Source organism: Paenibacillus sp. JDR-2 (assembly GCF_000023585.1).
GTDB lineage: Bacteria > Bacillota > Bacilli > Paenibacillales > Paenibacillaceae > Pristimantibacillus.
Genome location: NC_012914.1, coordinates 6064195 through 6088722, shown reverse-complemented (window position 1 = coordinate 6088722; position 24528 = coordinate 6064195). Strand labels below are relative to the sequence as shown.

General features: G+C 47.5%; 23 protein-coding genes. 19 read left to right on the top strand and 4 right to left on the bottom strand.

Annotation, left to right across the window (positions count from 1 at the left end; translation table 11 throughout):
* The first annotated feature begins 151 nt into the window (after window positions 1-151).
* The 11 genes from PJDR2_RS26610 to PJDR2_RS26560 all read left to right on the top strand — a co-directional run bounded on the left by PJDR2_RS26610 (window position 152) and on the right by PJDR2_RS26560 (window position 10960).
* Complete coding sequence (locus tag PJDR2_RS26610) at window positions 152-1057, top strand: ABC transporter ATP-binding protein (protein ID WP_015846844.1); 906 nt, start codon at window positions 152-154, stop codon at window positions 1055-1057.
* Complete coding sequence (locus tag PJDR2_RS26605; protein ID WP_015846843.1) at window positions 1050-2363, top strand: ABC transporter permease; 1314 nt, start codon at window positions 1050-1052, stop codon at window positions 2361-2363. The genes PJDR2_RS26610 and PJDR2_RS26605 overlap by 8 nt, the downstream gene beginning before the upstream one ends.
* 138 nt (window positions 2364-2501) lie before the next feature.
* Window positions 2502-2942 (top strand): cell wall hydrolase, encoded by a 441-nt coding sequence (locus PJDR2_RS26600; protein ID WP_015846842.1) that lies wholly within the window; start codon window positions 2502-2504, stop codon window positions 2940-2942.
* A gap of 147 nt (window positions 2943-3089) precedes the next feature.
* Window positions 3090-3968: a hypothetical protein gene (locus PJDR2_RS26595; protein ID WP_015846841.1), complete on the top strand. Its 879-nt coding sequence runs from the start codon at window positions 3090-3092 to the stop codon at window positions 3966-3968.
* A gap of 218 nt (window positions 3969-4186) precedes the next feature.
* The gene (locus PJDR2_RS26590; protein ID WP_015846840.1) at window positions 4187-4549 is read left to right on the top strand and encodes an NUDIX hydrolase; all 363 of its coding nucleotides are present in this window, start codon (window positions 4187-4189) and stop codon (window positions 4547-4549) included.
* Between the two features lie 186 nt (window positions 4550-4735).
* A complete protein-coding gene (locus tag PJDR2_RS26585) occupies window positions 4736-5326 on the top strand; it encodes a DUF6199 family natural product biosynthesis protein (RefSeq protein WP_190276169.1) in 591 nt (196 codons plus the stop codon).
* 279 nt (window positions 5327-5605) lie between these two features.
* A complete protein-coding gene (locus tag PJDR2_RS26580) occupies window positions 5606-6337 on the top strand; it encodes a hypothetical protein (RefSeq protein WP_322597428.1) in 732 nt (243 codons plus the stop codon).
* Between the two features lie 11 nt (window positions 6338-6348).
* Entirely contained in the window at window positions 6349-8037 is a 1689-nt protein-coding gene (locus PJDR2_RS26575; RefSeq protein WP_015846837.1) for a vWA domain-containing protein, read from the top strand.
* 21 nt (window positions 8038-8058) lie between these two features.
* Window positions 8059-9198: a toxic anion resistance protein gene (locus PJDR2_RS26570; RefSeq protein WP_015846836.1), complete on the top strand. Its 1140-nt coding sequence runs from the start codon at window positions 8059-8061 to the stop codon at window positions 9196-9198.
* Window positions 9199-9411: 213 nt separating this feature from the next.
* Entirely contained in the window at window positions 9412-10242 is an 831-nt protein-coding gene (locus tag PJDR2_RS26565) for a PPK2 family polyphosphate kinase (RefSeq protein ID WP_015846835.1), read from the top strand.
* Between the two features lie 178 nt (window positions 10243-10420).
* Window positions 10421-10960 (top strand): RDD family protein, encoded by a 540-nt coding sequence (locus PJDR2_RS26560; protein ID WP_015846834.1) that lies wholly within the window; start codon window positions 10421-10423, stop codon window positions 10958-10960.
* Between the two features lie 3 nt (window positions 10961-10963).
* On the opposite strand, the gene PJDR2_RS26555 is transcribed toward PJDR2_RS26560, so the two are convergent.
* Window positions 10964-11854: a YihY/virulence factor BrkB family protein gene (locus PJDR2_RS26555; protein WP_015846833.1), complete on the bottom strand. Its 891-nt coding sequence runs from the start codon at window positions 11852-11854 to the stop codon at window positions 10964-10966.
* A gap of 115 nt (window positions 11855-11969) precedes the next feature.
* Here PJDR2_RS26555 and PJDR2_RS26550 point away from each other — a divergent pair, with 115 nt between their 5' ends.
* Entirely contained in the window at window positions 11970-12425 is a 456-nt protein-coding gene (locus PJDR2_RS26550; RefSeq protein ID WP_015846832.1) for a DinB family protein, read from the top strand.
* Window positions 12426-12461: 36 nt separating this feature from the next.
* On the opposite strand, the gene PJDR2_RS26545 is transcribed toward PJDR2_RS26550, so the two are convergent.
* On the bottom strand, window positions 12462-12860 hold the full coding sequence (locus PJDR2_RS26545) for a hypothetical protein (protein WP_015846831.1): 399 nt from the start codon (window positions 12858-12860) through the stop codon (window positions 12462-12464).
* A 360-nt stretch (window positions 12861-13220) separates the two neighbouring features.
* On the opposite strand from PJDR2_RS26545, the gene PJDR2_RS26540 reads away from it, so the two are divergent.
* From PJDR2_RS26540 to PJDR2_RS33650, 4 genes are all read left to right on the top strand, one after another.
* On the top strand, window positions 13221-13454 hold the full coding sequence (locus PJDR2_RS26540; protein WP_015846830.1) for a DUF896 domain-containing protein: 234 nt from the start codon (window positions 13221-13223) through the stop codon (window positions 13452-13454).
* A gap of 84 nt (window positions 13455-13538) precedes the next feature.
* Window positions 13539-13937 carry a DoxX family protein gene (locus PJDR2_RS26535; RefSeq protein ID WP_015846829.1) on the top strand — a complete coding sequence of 133 codons (399 nt, stop codon included), beginning with the start codon at window positions 13539-13541 and terminating at the stop codon, window positions 13935-13937.
* Window positions 13938-14032: 95 nt separating this feature from the next.
* Complete coding sequence (locus PJDR2_RS26530) at window positions 14033-15061, top strand: LacI family DNA-binding transcriptional regulator (RefSeq protein ID WP_015846828.1); 1029 nt, start codon at window positions 14033-14035, stop codon at window positions 15059-15061.
* 157 nt (window positions 15062-15218) lie between these two features.
* Window positions 15219-18152 carry a fibronectin type III domain-containing protein gene (locus tag PJDR2_RS33650; protein WP_015846827.1) on the top strand — a complete coding sequence of 978 codons (2934 nt, stop codon included), beginning with the start codon at window positions 15219-15221 and terminating at the stop codon, window positions 18150-18152.
* A 44-nt stretch (window positions 18153-18196) separates the two neighbouring features.
* Here the strand turns inward: PJDR2_RS33650 and PJDR2_RS26520 are convergent, their stop codons facing one another.
* Together PJDR2_RS26520 and PJDR2_RS26515 are read right to left on the bottom strand one after the other, a co-directional pair.
* On the bottom strand, window positions 18197-19498 hold the full coding sequence (locus tag PJDR2_RS26520) for a Gfo/Idh/MocA family protein (protein ID WP_015846826.1): 1302 nt from the start codon (window positions 19496-19498) through the stop codon (window positions 18197-18199).
* A gap of 29 nt (window positions 19499-19527) precedes the next feature.
* Window positions 19528-21063, bottom strand: coding sequence for a glycoside hydrolase family 31 protein (locus PJDR2_RS26515; RefSeq protein WP_015846825.1), 1536 nt, complete (start codon window positions 21061-21063; stop codon window positions 19528-19530).
* Window positions 21064-21307: 244 nt separating this feature from the next.
* Between PJDR2_RS26515 and PJDR2_RS26510 the strand changes: the two genes are divergently transcribed.
* The 3 genes from PJDR2_RS26510 (at window position 21308) to PJDR2_RS26500 (ending at window position 24446) form a co-directional block, all read left to right on the top strand.
* A complete protein-coding gene (locus PJDR2_RS26510; RefSeq protein WP_015846824.1) occupies window positions 21308-22642 on the top strand; it encodes an ABC transporter substrate-binding protein in 1335 nt (444 codons plus the stop codon).
* A gap of 83 nt (window positions 22643-22725) precedes the next feature.
* The gene (locus PJDR2_RS26505) at window positions 22726-23595 is read left to right on the top strand and encodes a carbohydrate ABC transporter permease (protein WP_015846823.1); all 870 of its coding nucleotides are present in this window, start codon (window positions 22726-22728) and stop codon (window positions 23593-23595) included.
* A 20-nt stretch (window positions 23596-23615) separates the two neighbouring features.
* Window positions 23616-24446: a carbohydrate ABC transporter permease gene (locus PJDR2_RS26500; RefSeq protein WP_015846822.1), complete on the top strand. Its 831-nt coding sequence runs from the start codon at window positions 23616-23618 to the stop codon at window positions 24444-24446.
* Window positions 24447-24528 lie beyond the last annotated feature (82 nt).

Sequence of the window (24528 nt, the reverse complement as noted above, 5' to 3'; positions counted from 1 at the left end):
AGCGTATGCTTTCGAAGTAAGAATCATCACAAACTGCTAAACCTAGCAGTTTGGGTGATCATTCTTTAAGCGTATGCTTTCGAAGTAAGAATCATCATGAACTGCTAATTCTAGCAGTTTGGGTGATCATTCTTTTTAGGAGGAATAAAAGATGAAGCCATTAGTAGTAGATCGAGTGCATAAGCAATACGGGGAGAAGACGGCGGTTAACGGAATCAGCTTTGAGGTGGAACAAGGGGAAATTTACGGACTGCTGGGAGCTAACGGTGCAGGAAAAACCACCACGATGCGGATGGTTTTGGGATTGATCTATCCGGATGATGGCAGGATTTTGTACAACGGCCAGCCTTATACAAAGGAGCAGCTCAGCATGCTTGGTTACTTGCCGGAAGAACGCGGATTGTATCCTCGCGTTAAGGTAAGCGATCAGCTGATCTACCTGGCGCAGCTGCGCGGAATGAACAAGAAGGACGCGGATGCCAACCTTAAGCGTTGGCTGGACCGGTTCGAGGTTCCGGAATATTACGGCAAAAGAGTCGAGGAGCTGTCCAAAGGCAATCAGCAGAAAATCCAGTTTATCGCTTCGGTTATTCATCGTCCGCGTATCGTTATCCTGGACGAAGCTTTCAGCGGTCTTGACCCGGTTAACGTGGAGCTGTTGAAGTCTACGGTGAAGGAATTGCGGGATTCCGGAACTTCGATGCTGTTCTCGACGCACCGGATGGAGCATGTCGAGGAGCTGTGCCGCAACATTACGATTCTTCATCGTTCGAATCCTGTTCTGCAAGGCAGCTTAAGAGACATTAAGAAACGATATCCGCGGGAGAAGGTTGTTCTGCGCACGGAAGGCGAAGTTACCGGCCTTGAAGGGCTAAGCGGGGTAACCGGTGTGCAGAAGCATGAATACGGCTACGAGGTTGGGATTGCGGAGGAGAGCTCGGCGTCGAATATTTTGCGTCATGCCCTAGAGCAGACGACCATTCACAAGTTCGAGATTATGGAGCCGACATTAAACGAAATCTTTATTAAAGCGGTAGGCGGTGATTTGCATGAATAGTTTCTGGACGGTAGCAGGCTTTACGATGAAGAACAAGTTTAAAGGAAAATCCTTTTTAATTACTACGTTGATCTTTGTCGTCATCTTATGTATCGGTTCAAATCTGCCTTATATTATTTCTTTGTTTGATAAAAACAGCGATAAAGCATCTAACATTGGTTATGCCATTGATGCGCGAGCAGTTGAAGGCACCAAAATCGCGGAGCAGCTGCGCCAAACGTACGCGGGTCAAGATAAGCCGGCAATCAAGCTGATCGAGTATCCGGATACAGGCTCCACGGAGCAGAACGAGAAGACGTTAAAAGCCGCCGTTGCGGATAAGAAAATTAAGGGTTACCTGCTATTTGGTCCTGTCAGCGAGACGGGCTTGCCTACCGTAACTTATAAATCCGAGAAGCTGATGGACGAGAAAACGTCGCAGGCGCTGGAGCAGGGCATCCAAATTGTAAAAACCGACATTGTCCTGAAGGACAGCGGCTTGACGGATCAGCAAAAATCTATGCTGCTAAATCCTGTTGTTATTAATACGATGCAGATCGCGGCAAGCGACGGTGCAGGCGGAGCTGGCAATGGCAAGACCGAGTCGCAGCAAGGCGTGGATATGGGCTTTGTAACCCTTCTCTTGCTGCTCTTGTTCTTCGGTATTATGGTTTCGGGCCAAATGATTGCCTCGGAAATTACGGCGGAGAAAAGCTCGCGCGTAATGGAGATCATCGTCACTAGCGTATCGCCGCTAAAACAAATGTTTGGCAAAATTTTCGGAATGTTTGTGGTAAGCCTAACGCAAATTGTAGCTTACTTGGTGGTTGTCATTATCAACATCAACCTGCCGCATAACAACTCGGCGTTCATGCAATATAATATTGATCTTTCGAAAGTGGATCCGCTTCTGCTCGTATATGGCTTGCTGTTCTATGTGATGGGCTTTCTGTTATACGCGTCTTTGTTCGCAGCGGTTGGTTCCATCGTCAGCCGTACCGAGGATCTGGGCCAAGCGGTTATGCCCATTACCATGCTGTCGCTGGCAGGCTTCTACATTACCACGTTCAGCATTTCCAATCCGGATACGATGCTTGTAAAAGTCACTTCGTTTATCCCATTCTTCTCGCCTTTCGTCATGCTGCTTCGCGTTGGACTCGCCAACCCGCCAATCTGGCAGGTTATTGTATCCATCGCGATCCTCCTCGTAAGCATCTATGCAGCAGGCTGGTTGTCGGCAAAGATTTACCGTACCGGCGTTCTGCTCTACGGTAAGCGTCCGAGCTGGAAAGAATTAAGAAAGGCCATGAAGGCTTATAAAGTATAGCAACTATAATATAGGTAAAAAAATCGGACTGTGAATCCATGCAGTCTGATTTTTTTATTATCGCGCTCTCTTTAGTCCGTGTAACACTTCCGCTTTGCCTATAATATGATGAGTCTAGAAATCTAAAGAGGTGAGTCAATGGCAGTTGTAAAAGCCAGGAGTCAGGATATCGATATGTTGGCAAGGCTGCTCCGTGCTGAAGCGGAGACCGAAGGCGAGATGGGCATGCTGCTTGTTGGAAATGTCGGCATTAACCGAATAAGAGGAAATTGCTCCGACTTTAAAAATATCCGAACAATTCCCCAAATGATTGAGCAGCCTCATGCGTTCGAAGCATTGCAGCATAGTCTGTACTATCAAAGTTCAAGAGAGAGGGAACGCCGTCTGGCGCAACGGGCAGTAAATGGGGAGCGGAATTGGCCAGGCGAATTTTCTCTATGGTATTTCCGGCCAGGATCGTTCGAAAATCCCGGACCATGTCCGCCAACTTGGTATGATCAGCCCCTTGTAGGACGCTGGAAGAAGCACTGCTTCTATCAACCGACCGTTAAAGAATGTGAAAATATATATAATACGTAAATTAGGACCTCTAAAAATATCTCATTAATGCCGCGAAAAATCGCGGCTTTTTTGTTTTGTTGGATAAGGGCTCATGTCCACTGTGAATAGGTCTTATAGAAATTGATACAATAAGGGAAACCATTCCACAATGCAGGGGTGTTTGGCGTGAACCCTAATTCTTATTGGTACTTGGGACTGAGCTTCATTTGTATCGTGTTGCAGGTCATTGTGTTTTATAGAAAACGAAGAGTTCACACCTATATGCAATTCTTTATTGGAGTTGAACTTTTATATATCGTCGAAGCCGTCATATATATCTTTAACGGGAGCTACGAGTACTACCCGAAGCTGCTTAGCAATCGTTATTACGACAGCCATCTAGGTGCTTTAACATCTAACTTAATTTCGATACCGTCCCTCGCTCTGATCCTTTCGGTATTTCAATTAGGCTGGTTTTGGATTGTTGGGTTCATCGCTCTGCTAGCAGGGATCGAGTGGCTGTTTGTCGAGCTGCATATCTATACGTTGTATTGGTGGCGGATCGGATATACTTCATTGGGTCTCCTGATTTACTTCCCGTTGATAAAAAAGATCTATCCGTGGATGCTTAAGGCAAGAAATGGAGTCTCACGCGCAGTTTTGCTTTTTTTATGCTTGGGTCCTATTTCCGGAACCATCCAATTCCTACCCTTCATGTTATTCTTCAGCAGGGTTTACCGACCTGGATGGTTTAGTGACCCGGCACAAGACACAAGCGCTTTCGGCATCGTTTACTATGTATCCATTGTACTCGTCACCACCCTGCTGCTTATGATAACTTGGAAATACCGATGGATAAAATATGCTTGTCTGGAGACCATCCTTATCATTGTAACCGTACTCCTGAAGCAAAGTGGAATCTTGATAAGTCAGAGATGGTGGGACGTTTACCTGTATCTGTTGTTCCCTATGTTGCTCCTCATAATTGGAGAGATATTTGCCAAGCATTTGGCGAGAGGAGAATCCCCCGAATTCTGGCCTCGCCGCAGTTCTGAGCGTATATAACCAAAAAGCGGTAGCTAAGCTGTTTTTATAAGGGGCTTTACGCTTAAGGAGAACATAAGATTAATGCATGAACGAAGGCAGCTGATCGGTAAGGATCAGCTGCCTTCGTTCATCTTACGGGCAGGATAATGGAGTGGCTATAGCGAATCCCCTTATTTTGGAATACTGGACTTGAAGCCTCGTAATTAACTAAATGAATGTGGAAGGTGGATATTTTATTGATTGCCGAAGCAATAATTATACAAAATGACTCTGTGCTAATGGTTAAACAATACGTTGAACGGGGAGATATTGTCTGGAATTTTCCTGGAGGCGGCATTGAAGAAGGGGAGAGTCCTGAACAAGCATGCATACGGGAAGTTAAGGAAGAGACGGGATTCGAAATTCGATTGAAGGGATTATTATATGAGAGAAACGAGAAGTTTAGTTTCATTGGCGAAGTAGCTGGGGGAGAGCTGTTTCTAGATAATGACAACCAAGATAACCTAGATATAATAGAGGTTGCATGGATTCCGTTAATTGAACTTGAGAAATTTGATTCCGTAACTTTACCGATGCTTGAACGAGCAATAGAGCAATAAAAATCAACTAATTAGAGACGATAGTAGAATGAAGCATCTCCAAGGAAAGGGTGAATTAATTCTAACCTAATGATGCAACCCAAAAGGTTTCGCTTAAAAACTTACTTTATAATCGCTGGCATTATCGCCGCAAGCGTGATTATCACCTTGTTCGCCAGATGGTACTTTTTCGAGAATGCCCTAAGAGTGGATAATATCGCATATAAAAAAACCAGCGTTGAAGCAAATATCATTAAATATCATTCCTCCTATGGTCCAGGCATTAAAGTCGTCATTAAAGACCCTGTTCGGGAGGTATATATCGAAGAGGAATTATATAGAGTGATTAGATCGGAAGGACCTGCATCCACCGAATATAAGGTGGAATATGCGGATGGACACTATTATACAATCGTAGACCAAAATGGTTCTCTAATGACTTATGATGAACGCGGAGAACCTGCAATAATGATAACCGCCTATGAAGGTAATAAAAGGATTTTAGGGGAGAATGATGAACGTTATTTGCCCTCATGGATTTTATTGGCCGCCTATCCGGATTATCAGCCAAAACGGGGAAATCTCTTTGCTTTTATTGGAGCGCTCTTATTGATGGTATATGGCTGGTGCATCTTTAAGTATGAGTGGTTTCAGAACTTCTTGTTCTTGATTTCCCTTAAGTGGATATGGACGAACAGTCAAGAGCCCAGCGATTTTTATTACTTTTCGTCAAAAATAGGAGGAATTGTCCTAATAGTACTAGCTATGTCACTACTTATTAAATCATTGTCGTATTGAGGACCCCGAAACCACCCACTGAGGTGGTTTTTTTTTTTTTTTTCATAGATGCATCCATACTCCAACGCATATTCACCAATTTTCCTGAAAACGGAAACGTCAGCCGCTGCAGATGCGTATATGCCCAATAATGGCTATTAATACATGTTTTTAAAAGGTAAGACGAGTTTTCTAGGAAATACTCTCATATCCATAATTTTATACCTCCAGGATTTAACATTGTTGTACAATGATATTGAGACGAGAAACTTTTTTTGGCAGAGGGGTGTTCGATTGGGCGTGACCAGATACATAAAGCTGCTTGGTTTGACACTTGGTGTCGTAGCGTTGAATATTGTCGTGTTCTCCCGCGGATTTATCGGGATCGGGATTGGCGACAATGCGCTTTCTTCGGCAATCGGCGTGACTTTTCTCGTCGCCAGCGCCATTACGCTGACCTATGGGTGTTACTTCTTCCTTTTTAAAGCCCCGGCAGCTCTGCCGGTGAAGGACATCAAGACGCATGACGATTATGTTGAGGCATTATCTCGCTTCAGGCGGATTAAGGTTTTAGAAGAGGATATCGGATTGGCTTTGCGTCAGCTGGAACGAATGCGGAAGAAAAAGAACATGCTGCTCGAGGTCTTGAAACAGCGATTCGATCCCGCGGAATTGAGCTATAAGAAGTTTTCTTCCGTCATTTACGAGGTGGAGAAGCTCTTCTACCTGAACGTCAGGAGCATCCTCAATCGGCTGAATACGTTCGACGCGTCGGAATTCGAAAGCGTTTCGGGCCGGAAGCCGTCGCCTTTACCGCCGGAGTTATTGCAAGCCAGAAAAAACGTGTACGGTGAATACCTTTCCTTCACCAAGCAATCGCTAGGTACAAACGAGGAAATCTTGTTGAAGCTGGATCAGCTCATGCTGGAGATCTCCCGCTTGGATAGCTTGGAGCCAGGCGATATTGACAGCATGCCTTGCATGCAGGAAATCGACACGTTGATCAAGCAAACCCAATACTACAAGAATTAGAGGTGGTCTGGATGCAAAGAAAGAGTAAGTTTTTATTGATCTCCGTTGTTCTTCTGGCGGTCGTCTTCGGGCTTGTTTATGCCGGGGTAACCTTGACCTCCAATCTGGGCAAATCGAAAGCGGAGGTTACGGCCGAGAATGCCGGGGATCGTTTGAGCAAGCTGTTCAAAAAAATTTCCCCGACTACCGAAACGCCCGTAAAAGGCCAAATCGACCTGGACCCCGTCGATGTTGCCGCGTCCTTGCCCGACATCAACAAGTTTCCCATCACGGTAAACAATACGAATGACAATTTCGTCGAGATTTTCTCGTCCACGGAAAAGTCGGGAACGGGCGTCGACGGATGGCTTACGGACGTGGCGACGGAGTTTAACAAGGCGAATATAACGGTCAATGGAAAGCCCGTATCGGTCAAGATTCGCAATATCGCCTCGGGCACGGCCACGGACTATATCAAATCCGGCAAATACGTCCCCGATGCGTTCACCCCTTCGAATGAATTATGGGGCGAAATGGTTCAGGCAAGCGGGGTTAAGACGCAGCTCGTGACCAAACGTTTAGTCGGCAATGTTCCCGGAATCGTCATCGCCAAAGCGAAGTACGACGCCATGATCGATAAGTACGGCTCCGTCAATATCCAATCCGTCACGGAAGCCATCGCCAATAACGAGCTCTCCATGGGGTATACCGATCCCTTCGCGAGCTCCACGGGCTTGAATTTTCTAGTAACGGCACTTCATACCTTCGATAGTACCGATCTGCTAAGCGATAAAGCGGTTCAAGAGTTCGAAAAGTTCCAGTCCAACGTACCGTTTATCGCCTCCACGACCATTCAGATGCGTGATGCGGCCAAGTCCGGCGCGCTGGACGGATTCGTCCTTGAATACCAGACCTACGTTAACGCCACGGACCTGAAGAGCGGGTACGTATTTACGCCGTTTGGATTCAGACACGATAGCCCGCTCTACGCATTAGGCGATCTGCCGCAGGAGAAGCTGGATATTCTTAAGAAATTTGCCGAGTTCGTTACGCAAGACAAGTACATGAAGACCGCGCAGGAAAAAGGATTTAATGGTCTTGAAACCTACAAGTCGGAGCTTGCCCCTGTCGATGGCGACCTGCTTACATCCGCGCAGAAGGTATGGAAAGAGAAGAAGAATGGCAATAAGCCGATCACGGCGGTTTTCGTCACCGACGTGTCCGGCAGCATGGACGGCGAGCCGCTCAATCGTTTGAAAGAGTCGCTCTTGAAAGGGCAGAAATACTTAGGCAGAGACAACAGCATCGGCCTCGTCTCGTATTCGGACGGCGTTACCATCAAGCTGCCGATCGCGAAGTACGATACGAATCAGCAGTCCTTGTTCGTCGGAGCGGTGAATAGTCTGCAGTCCGGCGGCGGGACGGCCACCTTCGACGGGATTGTTGTTGCGCTGAAGCTGCTCGAAGATCAATTGGCCACTGACCCGAATACCAAGCCTGTCATCTTCGTCCTAAGCGACGGCGAGACGAACCAGGGCTATACGCTGCAGGACATCAAGGGATTAATCGAGACGTATAAGATTCCGATCTACACGATTGGCTACAACGCTAATATTCAAGCGCTGCAGAATATCTCCAGCATCAACGAAGCGGCTAGCATTAACGCGGATACGGACGATGTCGTGTACAAGATCGGCAATCTATTCAATGTGCAAATGTAACCAATTCGAGGAGGAATTTCAATGGCATTTTCGATGAACGTATCTAATCCAGAGGAGCTGAAGGCTGAAATCGAGCCAACAATACAGCCGTTACCGGAGGAAGAGGCAAAGCTGAAACAAGAAGCTGATTCGAACGTCGAGATGATTATGGCATTGGATGTCGAGTCTCTGGAACAGCGTAAAGAGATTCTTCAATCTATTGACGCCTACGGTCTGAATACCATGAAACGCTCTTCCGACAAAAATACCCTGCTGCAGGTATCGGTCGGCAATCTTGCGAAATCGGGCGAAGAGGGCGGCCCGGTTGCGAAGGGACTGGCCGAATTGCACACGCAGCTGAAGGATCTGGATCCGAGCATGATCGATTTTGCCAAGAAAGGATTTCTCGGCAAACTATTCAATCCGCTGCGGGCGTATTTCCTCAAGTTCGAGAAGGCCGATGATGTGATTGCCGATATTGTGGTGTCGCTGGATAAAGGCGGTGCCGTGCTTAGAAACGACAATACGACGCTGGAGCTCGAACAGCATGAAATCCGAAAGCTGACCAAAACGCTCAAGAAGGAAATTCAGCTCGGGATGCTCATGGACGAATCCATCGAAGCCCAGATTGATGCGGCCAAAAGCCGCGGCGAGGACCCCGAGAGAATTCGGTTCATAACCGAGGAAATCTTGTTCCCGATGCGCCAGCGCGTCATGGATTTGCAGCAAATGCTGGTCGTCAATCAGCAGGGGATCTTGGCATACGAGGTCGTCATCCGCAATAATAAAGAGCTCATTCGCGGCGTGGACCGAGCGAAGACCGTCACGATCTCTGCCTTGAAAATAGCCGTTACGGTGGCGAGCGCCTTGTATAATCAAGGTATCGTTCTCAAGAAAATCGAGCTTTTGAATCAGACCACCACGAACCTGATCGCCGGCACGTCCCGGATGCTTAAGGACCAAGGAGTCGCCATCCAACAGCAAGCTATAGAAGCCACGGTCTCGGTCGATACCTTGAAACAAGCGTTTGCGGACGTCCTGTCCGCGTTTGATTCGATCAGCTCGTATAAACAGCAAGCACTTCCTAAAATGAGGGACACCATCAACCAGTTCAGGACATTAGCCGACGATGGCGAGAAGCATATATTAAGGCTTGAGAAGGGCAATGCTTTGGGGCTGTAATGGGGCTGTAATGAAGAGAAAGCGACCGTAACGGGTCGCTTTTCTTGCGTCTCCTACCCGGAGTGATGACGCCGATTATCCCTAATCCCTTCAAGTTTGGTATGACGAGACCGAGTCTTGGTTATGCGGAAGATTTGTCGAATGGAAGGGTTTTGATGCTATCATCTCGAATATTTGTCAATAATGAAAGAAGCGTCTGAGGAGGTGTTTCTCATGTTGAAAAACTATCGGCTGACTAAAGCAGACAAACGTGGTCTGAGCCGCTTCGATCCGAACGATACGGGCGGCTTTGTAAGTAAAGAAGACATTCAAGATGAGTTTGAACAAATGGAACGGAAGCTTCGCAATCTGCAGGACAAGTTGTTTGCCTCGAAGACGAATGGTGTGCTCGTTTTGTTCCAAGGGATGGATTGCAGCGGGAAGGACGGCGTTATCAAGAAAGTACTGTCCAACCTGAATCCTCAGGGTTTTCGAGCGGAGAGTTTTAAGAAGCCGACTCTTGAAGAGTCTGCTCATGACTTCTTATGGAGAACGCATAAGGTTGTCCCTGCCAAAGGTTATATTACCGCATTTAACCGTTCTTATTATGAGGATGTGCTCATTACCCGGGTACACGGCTTGATACAGGACGAAGAAGCAGCAACGCGGATGAAGCATATACGGCATTTCGAGAAGCTTCTAACGAACAATGGCGTGTTGCTGATCAAAATTTTCTTGCATATTTCGCCTGAATTTCAGCTCGAGAAAATCCGCGAAAGGCTGAGCAATCCGGAGAAGCTATGGAAATTCGATGCAAGCGATCTGAGCGAGCGGCATTATTGGGATTCATATATTGACGCATACGAAGATGCCTTCCGGCATACGGCAACCAATCACGCTCCGTGGCATATTGTCCCGGCCAATGAACGATGGTTCCGCGACTACTTGGTGCTCCGGATTATTTTAAGTTCCTTGGAGAAGCTGGATCTTTCTTATCCGGAACCGGACATCGATACTCGAAAGCTTCTGGAACAACTTCAATCCAACGCCCCTCTATCCCAATAGAGAGAAATACTTGCCGTTGCAGACTGCAAGGAGAACCATAGACGATAGTTCGATAAAGCAGAGGCAGCCGAAGATGAACGGCTGCCTTTTGATTACGTTAACGGGCAGGGTCATTGAAGAAGTTCTAGAATAATAAGATAGTGTTATGTTCCCGATTTGGTCAAAGAGGGGTAGAGTCGTGAATAAACATGGAGATGTAAAAAACGTATCTTTAGGCACCCGCATAATCGCATTTTTGTGGGATTACGTTATCATCGCGGGCTACATTACCTTGCTGATCGGCCTATCTTTTCTTATACGCCCTTTAATGATTCCGCTATTTACGACAAATCCAATATTGGCGGAGTTCACTGGGTTTCTATTCATTACCTTGCCTGTATATCTTTATTTTTCCATATGTGAGGGTTCCAAATCGCATGCGACATGGGGAAAACGAAAAATGGGGATCGTGGTGACTGGTATTAACGGCCAATCAATCGGACTCGGTTCCTCGCTCTTTCGTTCCGCCCTGAAATTCGTCCCTTGGGAGCTTGCTCATTTCACCGTCTGGCACATGGCCATTCCTTCCAAGTACTCCGATTCATTCTTTTATTCTTTATTGGGAACAGTCTATGGTCTGGTACTCATCTACTTGATAAGTCCATTATGGAGCAAAAACAATCAAACTTTATATGACTTTATTACGGGGACCGTTGTAAGGTATAAGGATATGCAATAATGACTACAGCTTAATCGAGCGTGGCTTTTTCTTGTCGATGCCGTTCGGCAGCGCATTATCGACAGAAGACTTCGCTTGCCCGCCTGCAAGCGTAGCATTCACCTCTCCGCCCAGAATGATAATATTGGAGCTGATGTACAACCAGATCAGCAGGATGATAATGCCGCCTATGCTTCCGTACGTTTTGGAATAGTTGCCAAAGTTGTTAATATAGAATTGGAACAGCAACGAGGATGCAATCCAGCCAAAGGTCGCAAACAGAGCCCCCGGAAAGACTGTTTTGAAACGAATTTTGTGGTTGGGTACAATCCAGTAGAGCAGCGAGAACACAACAAGCATGAACGAAATGGGAAAGACGTATTTCAATATGCCCCAGATGAGTTCGAAGCTTACCGGAGAATCGAACCAATCAAATAGAAATTCACCAATCACCTCTCCGAAAATAAGCAAAACAATCGCTAACAAAATGGCTAGGGCTAACACAAGCGTTGCCGCAAGCGAGATGGCTCTCACCTTCCAGAACGGGCGGTTTTCTTCGACGTCATAGGCTTTATTAACCCCCTTAATGATCGCATTAACACCATTGGACGCTGACCAGAGCGTAGCGATCATACCAATCGATAGCAGCGTAACCCTGCTGTTATTCATTACATCCTGCAGAATACTTTGAATCGCTTCACCCGTTTGCTCCGGCAGCAGACGAATAAGCTCAGCCACGACGCTGTCTCCGGACAGCTGGACGAAACTCATCAAGCTCACCACGAAAATAAGAAACGGAAAAAATGATAAAATAAAATAGTACGTAAGCTGCGCCCCTAGAGCAGGAACATCATCATCACGAAAACGGCTGTACAAATTTTTGAAAAACGGAACAATCCTTGAATCTCGTTTCATTGCGCTCACTCCTCTTATTAGAAGGTAAACAGGAGAAGCCTAACTTTAAACAGGATTCGAAAAACGGATAATAGGAGATTTAGATAATCGATGAGATGAAGAGGGGGAAATCGAAATGAAGACGATCAAGCGTTTGATGGACCACCTGTACTGGGCGGACGGACGAATCTTGGACGCGCTCGAGGAGAGTCAGACGAAGAATAAGGACCTTCTGAAGCTGGTTAGGCACGTCGCGGTGGCGGAACAAGTCTGGCTGTCCCGATTGCAGGGCAAGGGCAGCGCGCAATATTCGTTATGGGAGGATGCGGAAGACCTGACGGCGATCCGGACGATGTTCGAAGAAAACGCCGAGCAATATCGCGTCTATATCGAAGGGCTTGAGGAATCCGAGCTGGACGAGATGATCGACTATGCGAACCAGAGCGGAGTTCCGTTCCGAACTTCCGTCCGTGACATCGTATTGCAGGTCCTCTTACACGGGCAATATCACCGGGGACAGATCAACCGGGCACTTCGGATGGAATCCGCAGAGCCTGTCCAAGTCGATTACATCACGTTTGCGAGGCTCTAACAGGAGACTATAGCTCAATAACACAGCGGCAGCCGATCAAAGAATCAGCTGTCGCTCTAATCTTTCCACCTCATCGTCATGTAAAGCTGCCCGACGCTTTAGAAGCTCATAGGTTTCACTCCACTCGTCAGGGTATCTTGTGCGTTGAATCCGCTTGTACAACTCTCCAAGGGCATGCTCTACTTCGTTTCTAAACTGTTTCCATACCATCCTGGCTTTGTAATAGTCACCGTTATGACGTGTAGCATTCACTACGTCATAACAGAGTTTATCTTTTCTGGAAATCTCCATACTGATTTCATCAACTGTAAAAAGAATTTCTTTTTTGAGCTTAGCGTCATTCTCCATAGTTGCGATCATTTCGGCCATAATAGAAATGATATTAGGTTTATTTTGAGCTGAGTGATTCATACGTTCAGCGAGTTGGATAGTCAAAGATTTTTCCCTCCTAACAACGGGATAGATTAATAAGATGCTTTTAACATTCTGGCTTTATATAATAGTTCGTCAGTAAAGGCTTTTTTTAGTCACTAACCAGTAGAAGACAACTGCTAGTGAAATTTTATTTTACCTGTTGACAGAATTATGAATTTAAGTTATCTTTAATTCAAGATATTTAACTTAAAGATAAGAAGGCGGTTATACAATAGCAAATCGAATCGAGAGTAACAAGCGGAGTACAATGGGAAGTGATCATCTTGTAATGGAGAGGGAATTTTTTATACCACATATCTTTAATTTAAGATAGTTTAATTAAAGATAAATATGATTAATTTTGAAAATGAGGTGCAGATTATGATTGCTATTCTGGGACGTATTAACGAATTGAGCAGAAAACAACATGCTGGGGGACTTACCGAGCAGGAGAAAAAAGAACAGGCGGAGCTTCGTACGGAGTATCTGCAGCAGATTCGGGGTCAAGTTCACGATATGCTATTAGGTGTCTCGGTAGTCGATGACAATGGGTATGACGTAACTCCGAAGAAGCTGGCAGCAGACAAAGCGATTTTGCTAAGGGATGAGCGCTAGACGGACTCACTTATTAATACTACAGGGCAGATTCGCTTATCAGCTTTATAATCATTATCATAAAAATTTGGGAGATGAATGAATATGATGGATATGGGACTTCTTATTATTCGGGTAGTGGTGGGATTGTTGTTTGTTGGTCATGGAGCACAGAAACTGTTTGGCCTGTTCGGGGGATATGGTCCAAAAGGGACAGGAGGCTGGATGGAATCGGTTGGCATTCGTCCTGGCGTTGTTATGGCGGTCTTTGCAGGAATATTGGAATTGCTGGGCGGTGCATTGTTCACCACGGGACTGTTCACGGTAGCAGCAGGAGTGATGATTCTAGTCACCATGGCAGGCGCTATAGTTAAAGTGCATCTGCCTAACGGCTTGTGGTCAACAGCCAACGGGTATGAATATCCGCTGGTACTCGTGGCTGTAGCTATCGGCGTTGCGCTGACCGGAGCGGGAGCTTATTCACTGGATGCACTGTTGTGGTAATCTAGAAATGGGGCACGTAATAATTCTAGTACGATTGACTGGATGAGATAACAAACGCTATAATTTTCTTATTATGCAAAAAAGTTTCTTAGGAAATGGAGGGAGCTCTTATCAAGCTAAAAGAAATTGCAAAAAAAGCAAACGTTTCGATTAGTACAGTATCCAGAATCATCAACAACCAGGGCAATTTCAGCGAGGAGACTCGCAAAAAAGTATTGGATATTGCCAATGAACATTTAAAACCGGGGATTGCTCCCTCCAACCAGATTGGAATATCCTATAATATCGTCGTTATCGTACCGGGGAACAATGACTTTTTCGATAACGACCCGTCTACCTCTGCCGACTTGAATCATTTAAAGGATGAGTTTGAAGCATACGGCCATCAGGTTCATATCGTGAAGCATTATTCGGACTCGCAGTCGTCCCCGGCCTATAAGCTTTTGGGCGAGGAGAAAGTGGACGCCGCCATCATATTCGACCCGGTTGCGGGCGATAAGATGTTCGAGGAATTAAATAGACTCGGGATCCCGTATGTGTTTACGAACGGAAGAACATACAATACGGGGCAAAACTATATTGATTACGATAATCGAAAAGGCGCTTACGAGGTAATCCGTTATTTGCACGGTTTAGGCCATCGGAAAATCGGGATGATTGCGGGGCCCCGCAACCATCTTGTCAATTTGAACCGGCTGGATGGATGCAAAGACGCATTCCGCGATTTGGAGATGACATGGACCGACGCCAATGTTGCAATGGGCGCGTTTGATCCCGCGCACGGTTATGAAGCCGTGAAGCGATTAATGAGGGAACAGCCGTCTATCACCGCGATTTTCGCATTTAACGACATCATTGCTTACGGGGCTATGAAGGCTTTGGCCGAGATGAACCTCCGTATTCCCAAAGATGTTTCCTTGGTCGGTTTTGATGATCTGAAGCTGTCGGAGTTTATGGTTCCGCCTTTAACGACCGTAAGAAGGTTTAGATACGATATCAGTTCCATCATCGTAAAAGTGCTGACCGAATTGATCACAAGCAAAAACATTTCCGAAGTTTACATTAGTCTTAAGACCGAGATCATTGAGCGGGAATCCTGCTCAAAAGCGTTGGGTAAGGCGTAACTAACGGATACGAATAGCCGTCTTCAGATCACCGGATCTGAGGACGGCTATTTTTGTTTTTTGATTGACGAAATAAACGCAGGTAGAATATACTAAGAACGCAAATAAATTGCGCAATTTATTTGCATAAATTTTATCACTATGGGAGGGATGATTGATGAGAAGCATGGGTTCGAGGTCAGTTTTGAAAGCGTTTACCATTTTATTGTCGTTTGTATTATTGACGGGAGGTTCGTTTGCATTGCCATTCCCGGATAAGGCTTCGGCAGCCGTTGGCGCAATCACGGTTAATTTGACGGAAACGCAAGAGGCGTTCAAAAATCCTTTAATGGGATTTCGGCCAACCCGCTTTTTGAATGACACTAGTTTTTCGAATCATGAATACGGCACTGTGTTCAAGCACTACATCAAATACACCGATTTGGAGAATGCAGCATCAGACTCTGTCCAAAAAATCAAGGATTGGAGTAACACAACCTGGGCGGGGATCGAAAGTCAGAACAAAAAGGTTATTCCTCGCGTAATCATCGTTTACCCGAACTCCGGAGAATATTGGCCGGAAGGTGTTCCTCATGGAGACGTGGCTACGCAATGGACATCGGACACCTTGAAAAACCGACTGACCGCCTTCATTCAGAAGCTTGGTCAAGCTTGGGATAACGATCCGAGAGTGGCTTACATCGAGCTGGGACTATGGGGGAATTGGGGAGAGCATCACATTTATCCGGATAAGCTTGCTGACGGGACCGACCGGATTCCGCTCGCCTTCCAGACCGCATTAGGCAATGCGGCTTCGCAGGCTTTTCAAAATAAAAAAGTGCAGGTGCGGTATCCCGATACCTTCCAGAATTTTAACTTCGGATTCCTGTGGGACTCCTTTGCCTTAATCGATGATCTGTCGGGAGGCGAAGGCATTGCAGCGAGAAATGTATGGAGAACGCAGGTTAACGGCGGGGAGGTTGCTTACGATTGGGGGCAAAAAAATATTCAGCCCGGCGATTCCCCGGATGATACGTTAAGCGATCCGAACCATCGGAACTACGTGATCGATTGGATCAAAAAAACGCACACAACCAGTCTCGGCTGGATCGATCTGTACGATGCGAACAATTCCGCCGTCTCGCAAGGGGCTGCGCTGATGCAGAAGGAATTCGGCTATCGATTCGTCATTAACCAGGCTACATACTCAGGCAGCGTGCAGCCTGGCGGGTCAATGAACGTGTCCTTCTCGGTTGTGAACAAAGGGTCGGCGCCGTTCTATTATAACTGGCCGGTGGAGGCCAGCTTGCTGCGAAGCGACCGTACCGTAGCTTGGAAGGGCATCTTTAACGGCACGGACATACGGAACTGGATGCCGGGCGACGATTGGAACAGCGCGACGCGTCAATACAATCAAGCTCCAGCCGTTCAACAGGTTTCAGGTGCCTTTGCCATTCCATCCAATATGCCGGCGGGAACTTACACCTTAGCGCTGTCCATTCTGGATCCGGCCGGTTATAAGCCAAGCGCAAGATTCGCGAATTCGAACTATTATACGGGCGGCAGAACACCGCTTGGCAAAGTGGGAATCGGCATGGATCCCGCCGATCAGAACATCGGGCCTTTCGACCAGCTGAAGCCGGATAATACGCTTTCGTACAGCTTGACCCAGACTCCTTATGATGGCGGCTACAGCAGCGGAGGGAGCACGGATACTCAGGCGCCAAGCGTTCCGGGGAATCTGACGGTAAGCGGTACGACCTCGAGCAGCGTCAGCTTGACTTGGTCGGCTTCAACCGACAACGTAGGCGTGACCGGTTATGAGGTTTATCGCGGAGGAGTATTGGCAGGGGCCGCGACAGGCACAACCTTTACCGATAACGGATTAAGTCCAAGCACGAATTACGTCTACACCGTTAAGGCCAAGGATGGAGCGGGGAACGTATCCGGCGCAAGCAGCTCTGTAACCGCGACCACCAGCGCTTCAGGAGGAGGCGGAACTTTAACGGCCTATGAAGCAGAGGCTGCAGCGAATACGCGGACCGGATCAGCGGTTATTTCCGCGTGCAGCACCTGTTCGGGAGGCTCGAAAGTGGGATATGTCGGCAATAATGACGGTACGCTGCAATTTAACGGGGTAAACGCGTCAACTGCTGGAACCTACACCATGACCGTTTCTTACCTTAGCGGCGAAGCCCGTTCGGCTCAAATACGGGTTAACGGAGGATCGCCTGTTACGCTGAACATGCCTAGCACGGGAAGCTGGACGGCCATTGGCACCGTTCAGACGCAAGTGCAGCTCAATGCAGGCAATAACACGATTCATTTCTCCAACCCGACAGGTTGGGCGGCTGACTTTGACCGTATTCAGATTAATGCCAGCGGTGGCGGCACCGGTGATACGCAGGCGCCAACTGCGCCAACCAACGTAAGCGTATCGGGCAAAACCTCGAGCAGCGTGAGCTTGGCATGGAGCGCTTCAACGGACAATGTCGGCGTATCGCAGTATGTCATCTACAGAAACGGGAATCAGGCAGGCACATCAACCGCAACCAGCTTTACGGACAGCGGATTAAATGCCAGCACGGCATACACGTATACCGTCAAAGCAAAGGATGCAGCGGGTAATTTATCGGCAGCCAGCGCAGCGGTTAATGTAACGACTAATGCCGGAAGCAGCGGGATATTGCTGGTGGATAACTTCGACAATTCTCCAAGCTGGCCGGGAAGCAATGATCTCGGCAAATGGGCGGGCGCGAACAGCTTCGCCAACAATGCGGGCGTTATTGATTCGGGGGCATTAAAGCTGGAGTATAACAACAACGGCTGGTTAGGCACGGATATTACCCAAGACGTAGGAAGCTACACCAAGCTGGTCATTCGCATCAAAGGCGCAAGCGGAGGCGAACAAAACCATATGCAGCTTACGATTGGCGGAGTGACTAAGACACTAGGTGATTTCAGCGGGGATACGATTGCGACCAGCTATAAGGATCTCGCTATTAATTTAGCGTCGAACGGAGTAGACCGCAGCAGCCCCGGACAATTGACGATGACCTTCTGGCACGGAGGCAATAGTACCGTCTGGATAGACGAGATTCGTTTCGAATAAAAAATAGGCTGGCCCGCCGTTACGCGGGCCAGCCTTTTCGTTTTTTATACCGCGGTATCGCTTGGCATAGCTACGGTTTCATTTGATGCAAAAGATTGACGGAAGAGCTTCATGTCGACAAGGGCGCCGCCATTCAGCCTTGAATTCTCGGCAGCAAAGGCCATTAAGTGGCTCTCCAGAGAGGCTTGCGCAGAGGTCAAGGTATCTATATACCTTTCATGCCGCAGATCGGACACGAATTGCCGCATGATTCCGTCGTCGCCTCCTTGATGACCGCTTTGGCTGTTAGGAATTTGAATAACCGACTGCGTGCCGGATGAGAAATCGAATAGTTCGATACGGCCGTTTAAGAGATCGCCTCGAATTTCCCCTTTGGTCCCCATGATTTGAACGATGCGGTTAATATCCCGCGTAAACCCGCTCATGCTGAACATAACGGTAACGCCATTCTCGAATTCCATGTTTACCGTTTGATGATCAACGACGTTATTATCCGTTCTGTAGACACATTTGCCATAAGGGCCTTCCAAAATCGCCTTCATTCTATTCGTTTCGGTAGGCGGATCCGCGATAAGCGCCGCAAAATGATTCGCTTTCGTGTCTTGCATGTAGAATTGCAATGCCGAATAAGGACAGGTGGATTCTACTTCGCAGCCATCCGTGCAGCGGTCCGTCGACCCTTCGGGCGCGTTTTCAATCCGGAAGTGGCTTAACGATCCGAAGGAACTGACCTTCGCGCAATCGGCATCAACAAGCCAGCGAATGAGATCCATGTCGTGGCAGGATTTGGCCAAAATCATTGGACTGGAAAGCGTATCGTTTCGCCAGTTGCCCCGCACAAAGCTATGAGCGTAATGGAGGTAACCGACGTTTTCGTTATGTTGAATGGACATGACGTTCCCGATGGAACCGTCTTGAATAAGCTGCTTCATTTTTTGCCAGAAAGGGGTATATCTCGAAACGTGACAGATAGAGAGCAAACGTCCTTCTTCGCGGGCGACAGCCTCCATCGCTACGCACTCGCTTGGGCTGTTCGACATCGGTTTCTCTAGTAAGACATGATACCCCTTGCGGAGAGCGGCAACCGTAGGCTCGTAATGCATCTGATCCTGTGTGCAGATAAGTAGCGCATCGCAAAGCTTAGGTTCGTCCAGCAATTCTTCCCATGTTGAATAGAGCTGATCCGAAGTTAAGTTTAACGCTTCCGCAAATCTCGTTCTTCTCTCTTGGTTAGGTTCCGCAACCGCGACCACCTCAACCTCGCTCGGAAATCTTTGAACATACGGCATATAGGACAGGAAACCTCGCGCACCTGCTCCTATAACGGCTAGTTTGATTTTTTTCATGTAAAGATCACCCTCCTCGAAGCAACGATTTAGATTTTTCGATACCACGGCAATCGGGACAGCGGCGCATGTACTTCTAGCTGGATAGGGCCTTCTACTACACTTTCGTCATCGCCGAGCCAACGACCTTCCGGGAATTGGATCATTCTAATAAGTTGTCCTTTCATTAAGACAGGGGCTACCAGAATGGAGTCGCCAACCATGAATTGATCCTGGATCGTGTGGTAGCCTTGATTCGGAAAAACAAATTCCAAGCTGCGCAGGATAGGCAGTCCATCTTCAGCAGCTTGATTCGCAAGCTCGGCGAGCCCAGGGCCAAGCTTCGTCCGTAGCTGTACCGCATCCATGCACCAGGACAATTCTTCACCGCTGAGAACCCGCCAAGGAGCCATGGAGAACTGCATAGCGGGGAATAATGCCGAGCATTGAACAAAACGGATAAAAAGTTCGGAATCGAATCGGAAATCAGGCGAGTTGATGTCGCCGTCCATTCCTCCGCCAATCATATCGGGACAATTATAGGCATATCCCATTAAACCTTGAGCGATGGCATTGGGGATGAGTCCCCCAAGCCCTGTCGCATCCCACGTGTGCGTCTTATCGCGCTGCCGCTGAATAAGCGCTTGGCCTCCTAGCTTCCAGCACATCCGCAGCTCGCTGAGCCCGTATCCGATTCCCAATCGCGCGTAAGCTTCGCAATCTTCCATGGGGAGAATAGGGCGCGACCATTCGACGTCCCGGGAAACGTCATTCAGCAGGCCTGGCAGTATAGGTTCTCCCGCGTCAAGCTTGAAGCCGTCAACCCCGTAATCTTGGATCAGCCTGTCCAGCTGCCGTTTGAACCATGCGGAGCCTTCCGCGCGGGTATAATCAACGACCCCGCTGTACCCATTCCACCATCTTCTTAAAACAGGCGTGCCGTCTGCATGCTTCATCAAGAGATCTTGGCTCAATAATTGCCGGAAAGTGATGCTGTCAGGACTCACATACGGGCATACCCACAGCATCACCTTAAATCCCAATTCATGCAGAGCTTGAATCATCCTGGCGGGATCGGGGAAACGGTGCTTCTCGAAATCCCAGGTTCCGTAATCCTGCATCCAATTATCGTCAATGATCAGGACGCCTGGAGGAAAGCCGTTTTCAATAATAGATTGCGCGTAATGAATAAGCTTCTCTTGCGTCGGCTCATAGAACATTTCCACCCAAGTGCAGTATTGCGGCGCCGTAAAGGCAATTTCGTCCGGCGTAACGCCGGAAGGCGGGAAATGGTTAACGCAGGCATGCCGGTAAGCGCCTTGAAGGGTGAAGTGACCTTCTTCAATCGTGATCTTCTGCGGGTGATCGATTGTCACGGTACTCTCATTAAAGGAGAAGGCAAACGGCTCTTCGGACCAAATATATCTTCCTCGATTAGACAGCAATAAGGGGGAAGCTTGGTTATCGTCGGTCAAACGCAGGTCGCGCGAATGCGGCCGATCGCCAAACGGCATAAGGTGGCCCTCATTGATAACGCCTCCCCACCAGAATTCCCCGGGCTCCCGTTGCAGTGCAGTAATTGTCATAGTAGACACTCCCAAATTTGTTTTATGAAATAATTTGCGCAATTATTTACTGATATTATGGAGGAATCTATATTTGAATGCAAACCTTTTTTCATCTTAATAATAAGGCATGCAATCTTAAAAATGAGGCATTTAAAGCGTTTGTAGAGATCGATTAGACTAAATGTGTAAAGAGGCAATGGTGATGCAAACGATAGAGTTTATGCAAAATTTTTGCCTAAACAATTCATTAGGGGGATATCAAATGGTGAAAAGAAACAAATTTTCATTCATGCTCGTGCTTGTCTTGATGGTTCTTTCCTTAATTACCGCTGCATGCAGCAACAGCTCGAACAACGCGCCAACTAACAAACCGGACGACAGCAAGAACGGCAATGCCGGTGAGGCAACGGATGCACCTAAAAAGAACGTAACGCTTACCTATGCTATCTGGGATAAAATTCAGCAGCCCGCAATGGAAGCGATCGCAAAAGAATTTACGGCGCAAAACCCAAACATCAAGGTTAAGGTCGAAGTTATTCCATGGGGCGACTATTGGACAAAAATGTCCGCTGCCGCACCTGCGGGGACGCTGCCGGACGTGTTCTGGATGCACGGAGGTCAATTCGCAACTTACGCATCCGGTAAATTCCTTGAGCCGATCACAAGCAAAGTAGCTGCCGGCGAAATCGATCTCAATAATTACGCGGCGAATCTTGCTTCTATTTATACGCTGAACGGCGAGAACTATGGTATTCCTAAAGATTTCGATACTATCGGTCTTGCTTACAACAAAGAGCTGTTCGACCAAGCGGGTATCCCTTATCCGGACGACACTTGGACTTATGCCAAGCTGGCCGAGGTAGCCAAGCAGCTGAGCCAGCCTGATAAAGGCATCTATGGTTTTGGAGCCAAAATGGATACGCAAACCGGCTATTGGAACGACATGCTGGCTAATGGCGGTAAAATCATTTCCGATGATATGAGCAAATCGGGGTACGATGATCCGGCTTCTATCGAAGCTTTGCAAGCCCGTTATCAAATGACGGTTGACGGCGCTTCTCCAACTCATCAGCAAATGACGGATATGGAAGCAACCGAGATGTTCAAGTCCGGCAAGTTAGCGATGATTTTCGACGGATCCTGGCGGATCAGCGATATCGACAGCAGCGACATTGTCAAGGGGAAATGGGATTGGGCGAAACTGCCAATGGGTAAAGTGAAAAGAGCCAATATCATTAACGGCCTCGGCAACGTGATGTCCGCAAGCGGCAAAAACAAAGATGAGGCTTGGTTGTTCCTCAAGTTCCTGGGATCGCAAAAAGCAGCGGAAATTACGGCGGAAATGGGCGCGGCTATTCCGGCATACAACGGCACGCAGGATGCATGGCTGACATCGAGACCGTATCTGAATCTGAAAGTATTCACGGAGCAAGTAGCCGACGCAACTCCGTATCCAAGCGGCTCGATGTCGTATCCGGTATGGTTCGCGAAAGAGCCTGAGATTATGTCGCAGGCATGGGGCGGAGCCATCTCGGTAGAAGAAGGCGCCAAGAAGGTTGCGGAGATGATGAATCAAGCAATCGCGGATACAAAGTAAGTGTCGTTAAAGCCAAATTAAAAAGGAATTCGGGAGACGTTCCTGCTGTCAGGAACGTCTCCGATGAATAGGGAGTGGTGAAATTGAATTCCAGAAGCAGGTATGTGTGGGCTTATTTCATGATCGCGCCGACTCTCATAGGCACATTGGTTTTCTGGGGTTGGCCGGTTATCCAATCGATCCTGTTAGGCTTCCAGCATTCGGAAAATTTCGGGACCGTCAATCATTGGGTTGGATTCGATAACTATGCGAAGTTATTCCGGGATAAAGAGTTTTGGCAGAATCTGCGCAACACCTTAGTTTATGTAGCTATGTTTGTACCCCTTACGCTTGTGCTCTCAACCTTGTTTGCCGTACTGCTGAATACGAAGATCAAAGGGGTTTCCCTTTATCGCGTCATATTTTTCTTGCCTCAAGTAACGATGCCTGCCGCGGCAGCGATGGTATGGGTGGTCTTGTTCGCCAAGGACTTCGGCCTCATCAACCATTTATTGGGAACGCATATCGCATGGCTGTCCAATGGCAATTATGCCATGCTTGTGCTTGTTATCGTAGGCGTATGGGGGGCAATCGGCATGAATATGCTGCTTGTTCTCGCAGGCTTGCAAGGAATTCCGAAATCGCTGTATGAAGCGGCGGATATCGACGGCGCCAAGCGATTCAACAAGTTTCGGTATATTACCATTCCGATGCTAACGCCAACTCTGTTTTTCACCAGTATCATTCTATTAATTGGAGCTACGCAAATCTTCGACTCGATCTATCTGATTATCGGAAAGACGAATGTCGCGCTTCCGTCGGTTCGCTCTCTTGTGTATGCCTATTACCAAAACAGCTTCATTTATAATGACCGCAATTACGGCGCTGCCATTATCAATATTCTGCTGGTGATTAACCTTGCGCTGACAGGCATTCAATTCGCATTCCAGAAAAAATGGGTCGTCTACGACTGAGGAAGGGGGAAGACGCAACTATGATCAGCTCATCGGCGAGGAAAGCTCACTTGGTTGTTCACATTATTCTTATTATCAGCGCCATCGCTATGCTCGTTCCGTTTGTATGGATGGTGTTGACTTCGCTGAAGACAACGACGGAAGCCACGCAGATTCCGATCCGTTATTTACCGGATGCCCCCAGCTTAAGAGGATATATTGAGGCGATTAAGCAATCGGAGTTCCCGCATTATTACCTTAACACGATTATATCTGCAGTAATGAAGACCGTGTTTCCCGTTATCTTTAGTTCGATGGCAGCTTATGCTTTTGCCCGGATCCGTTTTCCGGGGAGCTCGATTCTGTTTATCTTGCTTCTCTCGGTCATGATGGTGCCGAATCCCGTGTTCTATACGCCGCAATATATGATGATGAGTGAACTCGGACTCGTCAACACCGTTACCGCTTTGTGGATTGCTTCTTTGATCAGCCCTTTTGCTACTTTTCTTCTAAGGCAATTTTTCATGAGCATATCCAAGGAGCTGGAGGAAGCATCCGTTCTGGATGGCTGCAATCCGTTTCAAATTTATTGGCATATCATGCTTCCTTTAGTCAGGTCAGCTTTGGTAGCCATTGTCATTATTCAACTGCAATGGGCTTGGAATGAACTGCAATGGCCGCTTATTATCAACAGCTCTCCCGAGAAGATGACCCTGTCATCGGGCATAGCGACGCTAGTGTCCATGTTCGGGACGGACTATCCGGTGTTAATGGCAGGCGCCTTTATGGCGGTCGTTCCAATGATTATTCTTTTCTTTATCTTCCAAAAACAGTTTATTGAAGGGATCGCCTTCAGTGCTACAAAAGGATAATGGGTATCCGGACTTCTATGAGTCCGGATAAAACCTGTTTCAGATTCGATATTAGTCAAAAAGGAACAAGATTTAAGTTTAT